Annotated in this window: 10 protein-coding genes and 1 pseudogene; 7 read left to right on the top strand and 4 right to left on the bottom strand. The window is 64.3% G+C overall.

Features of this window, described 5'->3' with window-relative positions; all coding sequences use genetic code 11:
* On the bottom strand, window positions 1-323 hold a 323-nt coding region (locus WCB02_RS36250), incomplete at its 3' end, for a MarR family transcriptional regulator (protein WP_423966419.1).
* Between the two features lie 114 nt (window positions 324-437).
* On the opposite strand from WCB02_RS36250, the gene hpaH reads away from it, so the two are divergent.
* The 7 genes from hpaH to WCB02_RS36215 all read left to right on the top strand — a co-directional run bounded on the left by hpaH (window position 438) and on the right by WCB02_RS36215 (window position 7,734).
* Entirely contained in the window at window positions 438-1,244 is an 807-nt protein-coding gene (gene hpaH, locus WCB02_RS36245) for a 2-oxo-hept-4-ene-1,7-dioate hydratase (RefSeq protein WP_423966417.1), read from the top strand.
* A gap of 25 nt (window positions 1,245-1,269) precedes the next feature.
* The gene (locus WCB02_RS36240; RefSeq protein ID WP_423966415.1) at window positions 1,270-1,668 is read left to right on the top strand and encodes a 5-carboxymethyl-2-hydroxymuconate Delta-isomerase; all 399 of its coding nucleotides are present in this window, start codon (window positions 1,270-1,272) and stop codon (window positions 1,666-1,668) included.
* Entirely contained in the window at window positions 1,661-3,199 is a 1,539-nt protein-coding gene (gene hpaE / locus WCB02_RS36235; RefSeq protein WP_423966413.1) for a 5-carboxymethyl-2-hydroxymuconate semialdehyde dehydrogenase, read from the top strand. The genes WCB02_RS36240 and hpaE overlap by 8 nt, the downstream gene beginning before the upstream one ends.
* 103 nt (window positions 3,200-3,302) lie before the next feature.
* Window positions 3,303-4,286 carry a 3,4-dihydroxyphenylacetate 2,3-dioxygenase gene (gene hpaD, locus WCB02_RS36230; protein ID WP_423966411.1) on the top strand — a complete coding sequence of 328 codons (984 nt, stop codon included), beginning with the start codon at window positions 3,303-3,305 and terminating at the stop codon, window positions 4,284-4,286.
* Window positions 4,287-4,434: 148 nt separating this feature from the next.
* Window positions 4,435-5,199 (top strand): molybdate ABC transporter substrate-binding protein, encoded by a 765-nt coding sequence (locus WCB02_RS36225; RefSeq protein ID WP_423966408.1) that lies wholly within the window; start codon window positions 4,435-4,437, stop codon window positions 5,197-5,199.
* 12 nt (window positions 5,200-5,211) lie between these two features.
* Window positions 5,212-6,084 carry a fumarylacetoacetate hydrolase family protein gene (locus tag WCB02_RS36220; RefSeq protein WP_423966406.1) on the top strand — a complete coding sequence of 291 codons (873 nt, stop codon included), beginning with the start codon at window positions 5,212-5,214 and terminating at the stop codon, window positions 6,082-6,084.
* A 21-nt stretch (window positions 6,085-6,105) separates the two neighbouring features.
* On the top strand, window positions 6,106-7,734 hold the full coding sequence (locus tag WCB02_RS36215) for a thiamine pyrophosphate-dependent enzyme (RefSeq protein WP_423966404.1): 1,629 nt from the start codon (window positions 6,106-6,108) through the stop codon (window positions 7,732-7,734).
* A gap of 266 nt (window positions 7,735-8,000) precedes the next feature.
* Here the strand turns inward: WCB02_RS36215 and WCB02_RS36210 are convergent, their stop codons facing one another.
* From WCB02_RS36210 to WCB02_RS36200, 3 genes and pseudogenes are all read right to left on the bottom strand, one after another.
* Window positions 8,001-9,752 carry an APC family permease gene (locus tag WCB02_RS36210; RefSeq protein ID WP_423966401.1) on the bottom strand — a complete coding sequence of 584 codons (1,752 nt, stop codon included), beginning with the start codon at window positions 9,750-9,752 and terminating at the stop codon, window positions 8,001-8,003.
* A gap of 215 nt (window positions 9,753-9,967) precedes the next feature.
* On the bottom strand, window positions 9,968-10,120 hold the full coding sequence (locus WCB02_RS36205; protein WP_423966398.1) for a hypothetical protein: 153 nt from the start codon (window positions 10,118-10,120) through the stop codon (window positions 9,968-9,970).
* Between the two features lie 28 nt (window positions 10,121-10,148).
* A pseudogene (locus WCB02_RS36200) lies at window positions 10,149-10,414 on the bottom strand (MFS transporter); the annotation flags it as partial.

The raw sequence follows: 10,414 nt of genomic DNA, 5'->3' as shown, positions 1-10,414 counted from the left end.
AGATCGGTCTTCGCGGTGCGGCGCTCGATCAGGCGGCGGGCATCGAGGTCGCGCAGGATGCGCGACAGGCTCGGTGCCAGCAGGAAGGCGGTTCGCGCCAATTCCGTGACCTCGATTTCGTCGATGGAGGCGAGCGCGCGCAGGATGCGCCATTGCTGCTCGGTCAGATCGTGACGGCGCAGCGACGGCCGGAACTGGCGCATCACCGCCTCGCGGGCGCGCAGCAGCGACATCGGCAGCGAGCGCGAGAAATCGCGTATCGGAACGCGGTGCGAGGCCGCCGCATTCGATTTCGTCCTCGCCGGTGATTTGTTTCGCGCCATTGGTGTTCGAACAAGTCCTGAAATGTGCATTGCAACAAACACCGATTGGGTTTGCCGGATATCACTTAACATGTTAACGATCCGGCCGACCAACCCTTTTCGTAAGATCCAGGCATGGCCCTCTCGCAAGCCGACATCCGCACAGCCGCCGAGCGCCTGCATCGCGCCGAGAAGACGCGAACGCAGATCCGGCAGCTGTCGCAGGAATATCCGGCGATCACGATCGAGGACGCCTACGCGATCCAGCGCGCCTGGATCGCCATCAAGCTTGCCGAAGGCCGCGTGGTCAAAGGCCACAAGATCGGGCTGACCTCGAAGGCGATGCAGAGCGCGCTCAATATCGACGAGCCTGATTCCGGCGTCCTGCTCGACGACATGTTCTTTGCCGATGGCGGCCTCGTGCCGTCCGACCGCTTCATCGCCACGCGGGTCGAGGCCGAACTCGCCTTCATCATGCGGGCGCGGTTGTCGGGGCCGGATTGCACCCTGTTCGACGTCCTGAACGCGACGGATTTCGTGGTCCCGGCGCTGGAAATCCTCGACACCAGGATCGAGCGCGTCGACCCCGACACCAAGGCGACTCGCAAGATCTTCGATACCATCGCCGACAACGCGGCGAACGCCGGCATCGTGCTCGGCGGCCGGCCGCTGCGTCCTTTGGATGCCGACCTGCGTTGGATCGGCGCGCTGTGCTTTCGCAACGGACAATTGGAGGAGACCGGGCTCGCCGCCGGTGTGCTCAATCACCCGGCGACCAGTGTGGCGTGGCTCGCCAACAAGATCGCCCCGCATGGGCTCGCGCTGGAACCTGGCCAGGTGGTGCTGGCGGGATCATTCATCCGCCCGATCGAGACCCGCAAGGGAGACACTATTCAAGCCGACTACGGTTCGTACGGGTCGGTCAGTTGCCATTTCGCCTGACTCTTACGGTGGAGTTGAGTCCGTCATGCCGCATTTCACGCTCGAATATTCAGCCAATCTCGACGGCCGTCTCGACATGGCCAAAATCGTCGAAGTCGTGCGCAAGGCCGCGGTCGAGACCGGCATCTTCCCGCTCGGCGGCATCCGCGTCCGCGCCATCAGATGCGAGCATTATGCGATCGCCGACGGCAGCCCGGATTTCGGTTTCCTCGACATGCTGCTCCGGCTTGGCGAGGGCCGCGACCTCGCGAGCCGCCAGAAGGCCGGCGAACACATCTTCGAGGCGCTGTCCGCCCATCTCGATCCGGTGTTTGCGACAAGCAAATTCGCGCTGTCGTTCGACATGCAGATCAACGACAAGGAGACCAGTTGGAAGCGAAACAACATCCACGAAGCCCTGACAGCGGAGGCCGCGCATGGATAAGGTTACACCGAAACCGGATATCTTCCAGGCCAACCGCGACCGCGCCGCGCCGCTGTTGGCAAGACTGCAGGCCGAGGGCATCTCCCACATGATCGACGGCAAGACCGTGCCGGCGATCTCGGGCGCGACGTTCGAGACCAGATCGCCGATCGACAAAGCGGTTCTGGCGAGCGTCGCGCGCGGCAGCGCCGAAGACATCGACCGCGCCGCGACGGCGGCGGCGCTCGCCTTCAAACCCTGGCGCGACATGCAGGCTGCGATGCGCCGGAAGCTGCTGCATCGCGTGGCGGACGCGATCGAAGACAACGCCGACGATATCGCGGTGCTCGAATGCATCGACACCGGCCAGGCCCACCGCTTCATGGCCAAGGCCGCGATCCGGGCCGCGGAGAATTTCCGCTTCTTCGCCGACAAATGTAGCGAGGCCCGCGACGGGCTGAACACGCCGAGCGAGGAGCACTGGAATATCTCCACGCGGGTGCCGATCGGCCCGGTCGGCGTGATCACCCCCTGGAACACGCCGTTTATGCTCTCGACCTGGAAGATTGCGCCGGCGCTTGCCGCCGGCTGCACCGTGGTGCACAAGCCCGCCGAATGGTCGCCGGTCACCGCTGATCTCCTGGCCAAGCTCGCGCGACAGGCCGGCCTGCCCGACGGCGTGCTCAACACCGTGCACGGCATCGGCGAGGAAGCCGGCAAGGCGCTGACCGAACATCCTGCGATCAAGGCGATCGGCTTTGTCGGTGAGAGCGCAACGGGCTCCGCGATCATGGCGCAGGGCGCGCCGACCCTGAAGCGGGTGCATTTCGAGCTCGGCGGCAAGAACCCGGTGATCGTGTTCGACGACGCCGATCTCGAGCGGGCGCTGGATGCGGTGGTCTTCATGATCTACTCGCTCAATGGCGAGCGCTGCACCTCGTCGAGCCGGCTTCTGATCCAGCAAGACATCGCCGATGGCTTCATCGAAAAGCTCAGCAGGCGGGTGAAGGCGCTCAGAGTCGGCCATCCCCTGGATCCCGCGACCGAAATAGGTCCCTTGATCCACGAGCGGCATCTGGCAAAAGTCTGCGGCTATTTCGACGTGGCCCGCGAGGATGGCGCGGTGATCGCCGTCGGCGGCGAGCCCCATGACGGCCCCGGCGGCGGACATTATGTGCAGCCGACTCTCGTGACCGGCGCGCACGCCAAAATGCGGGTGGCGCGGGAGGAGGTATTCGGACCGTTCCTGACGGTGATCCCATTCAGTGACGAAAGCGATGCGATCGAGATCGCCAACGATGTCGATTACGGCCTGACCGGCTACGTCTGGACCGGCGACATGGGCCGCGCGCTGCGGGTGGCGGATGCGCTCGAAGCCGGCATGATCTGGCTCAACTCCGAAAACGTCCGCCATCTGCCGACGCCATTCGGCGGCATGAAGGCGTCCGGCATCGGCCGCGACGGCGGCGATTATTCGTTCGACTTCTATATGGAAACCAAGCACGTCTCGCTGGCGCGCGGTACGCATAAAATCCAACGACTTGGATTTTAACCGAGGCCGTCATTCCGTGGCGATGCAAAGCATCGATCCGGGAATCTCGAGATTCCGGGTTCGCTTTGCGCCCCGGAATGACGATCGCAATTGAGGACACACCATGCCCGTTCCGCAACACGTCTTCGACCCGCCATTCAACATCATCCGCTGCAGCCATGCCGTGCTGGACGTGGTCGACCTCGCCAAGAGCCGCGCATTCTACGAGACGGCGGTCGGTCTGCACGTCGAGGACGGCGACGACAATGCGGTGTACCTGCGCGGCAGCGAGGAGCATCAGCATCACTCGCTGGTGCTGCGCAAGGCGCCGATCGCCGCCTGCAACCGGCTCGGCTTCAAGGTCGGCAATGAGAGCGATCTCGACAAGGCAGCGGCGTTCTTCTCGGAGAACGGCATCGTCGCGGCCTTTGCCGAGCGGCCGTTCCAGGGCCGCACCCTGCAATTCACCGATCCCTTCGGCTTTCAGATCGAGCTCTACGCCGCAATGGACAGGCGCCCGCATCTGCTGCGCCGCTACGATCTCTACAAGGGCTGCCACCCGCAACGGCTCGACCATTTCAACGTGTTCGCCGCCGAGGTCCAGGACACCATGGACTTCTACGCGCGCCTCGGATTCCGCCTCACCGAATACGCCGAGGAAGACGGCCCGAATGGGCGGATCGCAGCGGCCTGGCTGCATCGCAAGGGCAATGTGCACGACTTCGCGCTGACCAACGGCCGTGGCCCGCGGCTGCACCATTTCGCTTATTGGGTGCCGACCGCGATGAACATCCTGCATCTCTGCGACATCATGGCCTCCAGCGGCTATCTGGAAAATATCGAGCGCGGACCCGGCCGCCACGGCATTTCCAACGCCTTCTTCCTCTATGTCCGCGACCCCGACGGCCACCGGCTCGAGCTCTACACCAGCGACTATTTCACGATGGACCACGATCACCCGCCGATGCGCTGGTCGCTGAAAGACCCGCGACGCCAGACATTGTGGGGCGCGCCGGCGCCACGGTCCTGGTTCGAGCAGGGCTCGCCGTTCGCCGGCCAGACCGTGCGCGAGCCCGCCTTCGTCGCGGACGTCACGGTTGCGGATTAGAGCGCTTTCCGATTACGTTGAATCGGAAAACGCTCTAATTGTCCCTTATTGGCCGCATTTTCTTGCGGAAAGCCGGTGGCCGCCTTTCCGGAAAATGCTCCAAGGATGCGCTATTCGGCTATCATCAGTCGCGATCGGCGGGGGTATCATGAAGACGCTTTCGCTGATCGCTGCCACATCAATGCTGGGCCTGGTGCTTGTGATGCCGCTCGCCGCTGATCTCAAGGCCGCCGAACTCAATGTCATCGCCGGCGGCTCCCTCACCGGCCTGCTCGGCGAGCTCGGCCCGCGATTCGAGAAAGCCAGCGGCCACAGGCTTTCGATCCATTTTGATTCCACGCCCAACATCATTGCACGGATCAATGCCGGCACGCCGTTCGACCTCGCCGTCGTTCCCGTCGATGTATTCAAGGACGGAGCAGCGAAGACCCGTTTCATTCCGGGACCGACCATCGATATCGCGCGCGTCGGTTACGGCCTCGCGGTTCGCGCCGGCGCCGCCAAGCCCGACGTTTCGACACCGGCCGCATTGAAAGAGACCCTGCTCGGCGCCGCGTCGATCGCGTTCGTGCCGTCAAGCGCGGCCGGCGCCTATATCATCAAGGTATTCGAGCGTTTGGGCATTGGAGACGTGATGAAGGCAAAAACCAGGGCCCTGACCGGACCACCGCAAATAGCGCCGGCCGTCGCCAATGGCGACGCCGAGCTTGGCGTCTTTCTCACCAACGTTCTGACCGCTCCCGGCGTTGAGCTGGCAGGCCCGTTTCCGGCGGACCTCCAGCACGAACTGGTCTTCACGGCGGCCGTCGCCGCCGATAGCCGGGAAGCCGACGCCGCCAGGTCACTGATCGACTATCTCAGAACATCAGAGGCGGTCGCGACGATCAAGGCCGCCGGAATGAATCCGGGCTGAACAGGAGTTGTCATGACCTCCCCTCGCCTTGCCACCTACGCCGTCAGCGGATTGCAGCGATACGGCGCCGTCGTCGATGACGGCATCGTCGATCTCTCATCGCGCTTTGGACAGGACTATCCGACCCTGCGCGAGGCGATCGCGGCTGGCGCCCTGATGCGGCTGGCCGAGGAAGGCGCGCGGTACCGGCCGCATCACGCGCTCGACGCGGTCACCCTGCTGCCGCCGATCCCGCAGCCTGAAAAGATCATCTGCATCGGCGTCAACTACCCCGACCGCAACGCCGAATACAAGGACGGCAGCGACGCGCCGAAGTATCCGTCGATGTTCATGCGCACGCCGCGTTCCTTTGTCGGGCACAATGCGCCGCTGGTGCGCCCGCGCGCCTCGCAACAGCTCGATTACGAGGGCGAACTGGCGATCGTGATCGGCAAGGCCGGCCGGCACATCGCGGAAAGTGCGGCGCTTGATCACATCGCCGCCATCACGCTGTGCAACGAAGGCACGATCCGCGACTGGGTGCGGCATGCGAAGTTCAATGTCACCCAAGGCAAGAATTTCGATTCGACCGGCAGCCTCGGGCCCTGGCTTGTCCCCTACGGCGAGGAGGCGCAGATCGCCGATATCAGGCTTTGGACCCGCGTCAATGGCGAGACGCGGCAGGACGACCGCACCTCCCGGCTGATCTTCGGCTTCCGCTATCTCGTCAACTACATCTCGACCTTCACGACGCTGGTCCCCGGCGACGTCATCGTCACGGGCACGCCGACCGGCGCGGGCGCCAGGTTCGATCCGCCGCGCTATCTCAAGCCTGGCGATATCGTCGAGGTCGAAGCCAGTGGTGTCGGTCTGTTGCGCAACGGCGTGATCGACGAAGTTCTCTAGATTCAGCAATTGGACAATGCGATGACCTCCATGACCGGCGGCGAAGCGATCGTCAGCGGCCTCCTCGCCCACGACGTCGACACCGTGTTCGGACTGCCGGGCGCGCAAGTCTACGGCCTGTTCGACGCCTTCCACCAGGCGCAGCTGAAAGTGATCGGTGCGCGGCATGAGCAGGCCTGCGGCTACATGGCCTATGGCTACGCCCGCTCGAGCGGCAAGCCCGGCGTGTTCAGCGTGGTGCCGGGCCCCGGCGTGCTCAATGCCGGCGCGGCGATGCTCACCGCGTCCGGTTCGAACGAGCCGGTGCTGTGCCTGACCGGCCAGGTGCCGACGCAATTCCTAGGTCAGGGCCGCGGCCATCTGCACGAGATGCCGGATCAGCTCGCCACGCTCAGGACATTCGTGAAATGGGCTGAGCGCATCGAATATCCCGGCGCCGCGCCGACGCTGGTCGCGCGCGCGTTCCAGGAGATGCTGTCCGGCCGTCATGGGCCCGCCGCGCTTGAAATGCCCTGGGACGTGTTCACCCAGCGCGCGGCGACCGGGCCGGCACCGGTCTTCGATCCCTTCCCGGCGCCGCAGCCCGATCCCGATCGCATCAAGGACGCCACGGCGCTGGTCACTGCCAGCAAGCGGCCGATGATCTTCGTCGGCAGCGGTGCGATCCAGGCTCGCGACGACATCCTCGAGCTCGCCGAGCTGATCGACGCCCCGGTCGTGGCCTTCCGCAGCGGGCGCGGCATCGTCTCCAACGCCCACGAGTTCGGATTGACCATGGCGGCGGCCTACAGGCTGTGGCCACAAACCGACCTGATGATCGGCATCGGTACCCGCATGGAATTGCCGGCGTCATCGTTCCGCTGGCCGTTCCGCCCCGACGGCCTCAAATCGATCCGCATCGATATCGATCCGGCCGAGATGCGGAGGCTGACGTCGGATGTCGCGGTCGTGGCGGACGCAAGCGCCGGCACGCGCCAACTCGTCGCCGCTGTCGGCAAGGCCGGCTACCGCAAGACCAGCGGCCGCCGCGCTGCAATCCGCGAAGCCGCGGCGGCGGCGCATCACGACATTCAGAGGGTGCAGCCGCAGATGGCTTACCTCGACATCCTGCGCGAGGTGCTGCCGCACAACGCCATCGTCACCGACGAATTATCGCAGGTCGGCTTCGCCTCCTGGTACGGCTTTCCGGTCTACGAGCCGCGCACCTTCATCACCTCGGGCTATCAGGGCACGCTGGGTTCGGGGTTTCCGACCGCGCTCGGCGCCAAGGTCGCCAATCCCGACCGTGCCGTGGTCGCGATCACCGGCGACGGCGGCTTCATGTTCGGCGTGCAGGAACTCGCCACCGCCGTGCAGTTCGACATCGCCGTGGTGACGCTGGTGTTCAACAACAATGCATATGGCAATGTGCGGCGCGACCAGCGCACCCATTTCGAGGGCCGCGTGGTGGCGGCCGACCTGGTCAATCCGGATTTCGTCAAGCTCGCGGACTCCTTCGGCGTCGCGGCCAGCCGCGTCACCTCGCCGGACCATTTCCGCCCCGCACTGGAAAAGGCCCTGGCGCATGGCGGCCCGTATCTGATCGTCATCGAAGTGCCCAAGGATTCCGAAACAACGCCGTGGACCTTCATCCATCCGGCGAAACCCTGAGGCGCATCCATCGCGATTGATCGCCTTGGCGTTTTCTCGCAAGCTGACCCGAACCGGACTCGCGCCCTCATCATGGGCGGCGGGCCGTCCTCAGGGTCTTGAGCCGCGCACAGGGCGGAGTTGTCGACGGCTCGATCCCGGCGGGCCTGCTTGCCGCGCACCTTGCCTTCGACCTCGCCGGCCGCTTTGGCGCAGTCGATCAGAGATGGGCAGGCTCTTATTGAGGGCGCCGCACGGCTTTGAGGTTGGACAGCGCCTTGAGCGCCTCACATCGTACGTTCGATTTGGATCAGGATTCTGGCCGTCTCTTCTGCGGGAAGTGACGAGCGCTTGGCCAGTTCGATCACGACGAGGCTCCAGACGGCGGTCACGGCGACGGCTGGCCAGAAGCCGAGAAAGCCGTAGCCGCCGAGATCGTGACCGCTCAGCGCCGATACGATCCACATGCCGCCGAACCAGGTACCCAGCCACCACATGTGGTCCCACCCGAAGTCTGCGCTTTGCTCACGCGCGACCAGGTAGAAGTAGGCCAAATAGAGCAGGAAGATGATCACAACGATCGCAAACATCCAAGTCACAGTGGCAAAGCCGCTCCACAGAATGATCAGGTTACAGCAGATGAACGCGATCGGGGCGACGATGCTCGCCGCGACCACGCGGAACGGGCGCCGCAGATCCGGATGATCACGGCGCAGGATCAGTAGCACGATCGGTCCGAGACCATAGGTGAGCGCGGTGATGTCGCTGATATAGTCGACCATCTTCTGCCACGCGGGGAAGGGCAGAAGGAAGATCACCCCCACGACCCACATGATCACCACCGAAACCCAAGGTATCTGTCCGCTGTTGAGCCTGGTCATCACGCGCGGGCCGGCTCTCATTTCGCCGTTGGCGAAAAGGATCCGTGAGCCGGCCGTCACGTAGATGAGGCCGGTGCCGGCCGGCGAGATGGCGGCATCGATGTAGAGCAGGGTCGCCAGCCAGCCGAAGCCCAGCACCATGGCGAGGCCGGCGAAGGGCCCCTTCACGCCTGGGAAGTTGAGCTGCCCCCAGCCGTTGGCGATATCCTGCGGTTTCACGGAGTTCAGGAAGCCGAGTTGCAGGAGGATGTAGACCAGCGCCGAAAGCAATACGGCGCCGATCACCGCCAGCGGAATGTTGCGGCCGGGATTGGCGCTTTCGCCGCCAAGATCGATCGCGGTTCGAAAGCCGAGAAAGCTGAACACGATCCCGGCGGCAGGCAGGGCGATGAAGACGCCGTTGGGATCGTAGCTGCTTGATGCGGCGGTCCAGACGCTGGTGCCCCCGGTCCAGAGCGGTCCAACCTCATGAGCACCGGCGACGATCAGAACGATTGCCGTCAAGAGCGGCACCGCGATTTTCCACCAGGTGACCGTATTGTTGACGGCCAGAAGCCAACGAATGGCCAGAAGATTCAGCAGTGCCAGGAGGCCGACCAGGACTGCGCAGGCAACGAAGCCGGTCGTCGTCAATATGCCGCCGCTGCCGACGAGATGGGGGTAAAGGTTGTTGGCATATGTCACAATGCTTTCCGCTTCCACGGAGGGCACCGCGACATAGGAGAGAAACAGCATCCAGCCCCAGACCCGCCCCAAGCCTTCGCCGTGGCTCGCGTGGCTCATATGAACGAGCGCACCCGAGCGAGGAAACAGGGAGGCGAGCTCTGCAAAGCAGAGGGCGATCAGCATGATAATGACGGCGCCGAGGATCCAACTCAACAAGCTGAGCGGCCCGGCGATCTTTGAAGCATGAAGCGCACCAAACAACCAGCCGGAGCCGATCATGCTGGTCGTGCTCGCAAAAAGCAGACCGATGATGCCCGCGTCGCGACGAAGGCCCGTTCCGGTCGCGGTTCCAGATGAAGTTGACATAACCGAAACCCTCCTCTCGCGACTGTTGTTCGTTGTTGAGCCCAGTCTGCGCCGGTGACCGAACATTCGCAAGCTACGCCGGAAATTGGGTAGCGGCGCCACCATCAGCTTGCGGGCCGGCGCCACGATGGTGATGCGGCGTATCCGTCCCTTGATGTCGCCGCCGTGATCGAGCGGCGCTTAGTGTTGGCGTGTTGGCGACCTCGACTCCGTTGGTGAAGGTTACGCCTTGGATGACCTTCAGGCACAGTGAATGGCTGCCCTGGGCACAGAGCCGTCCGCGCCCAGCTTACCGACCGCCGCAGGCCGCGACCGTCTCGTGATGTCGATCGAGCACATCATCATGTGCCCAGCCAGACGATGCCGCTCTTCGCGAAAGGTTCCATCTTGTAGGGCTTCAGCTTGACCTTGCGCCACAGCGTACCGTCCGGATTCGTCGCATTGCAGAAGTCTTCTAACTCGATCGCTATCGTGGCATGGCGGACGACGCGCACCCCCCATCAATTTGACTGAAGCCGCCGACTAAGCTCGCGGCAATCCTGGCGCTCGCCGGCCCCGTGCTCTCGCTGCCAGGATCACCAACAATCCGGCGCCGGCCACCGACCAGCACGCCACCGGCGCCCAATGCAAGAGCGGGGCATAGTCCGGCAGCTTCTGCAGGCCGCCCGCGACCGCGGACATCCGTGCGAAGGTCGCAAGCGCGAGCGCCGAGAACACGTATCCGCTCACCCTGCCGGCGGCGTCGGGCGCACCGATCGCGAGCGCGGCCGACACCGCGCTCATCAGCA

The sequence above is a fragment of the Bradyrhizobium sp. genome (assembly GCF_049581145.1).
Classification (GTDB): Bacteria; Pseudomonadota; Alphaproteobacteria; order Rhizobiales; family Xanthobacteraceae; genus Bradyrhizobium.
Note: the sequence above shows the minus strand (reverse complement) of the source record. Positions and strands in the feature narration are given on the sequence as shown.

Bases quoted from the DNA above. Each gene is read 5' to 3' on its own strand.
- WCB02_RS36225 (WP_423966408.1), top strand. From the start codon at position 4,435: ATGAAGACGCTTTCGCTGATCGCTGCCACATCAATGCTGGGCCTGGTG.
- WCB02_RS36240 (WP_423966415.1), top strand. From the start codon at position 1,270: ATGCCGCATTTCACGCTCGAATATTCAGCCAATCTCGACGGCCGTCTC.
- hpaD (WP_423966411.1), top strand. From the start codon at position 3,303: ATGCCCGTTCCGCAACACGTCTTCGACCCGCCATTCAACATCATCCGC.
- hpaE (WP_423966413.1), top strand. From the start codon at position 1,661: ATGGATAAGGTTACACCGAAACCGGATATCTTCCAGGCCAACCGCGAC.
- hpaH (WP_423966417.1), top strand. From the start codon at position 438: ATGGCCCTCTCGCAAGCCGACATCCGCACAGCCGCCGAGCGCCTGCAT.
- WCB02_RS36215 (WP_423966404.1), top strand. From the start codon at position 6,106: ATGACCTCCATGACCGGCGGCGAAGCGATCGTCAGCGGCCTCCTCGCC.
- WCB02_RS36220 (WP_423966406.1), top strand. From the start codon at position 5,212: ATGACCTCCCCTCGCCTTGCCACCTACGCCGTCAGCGGATTGCAGCGA.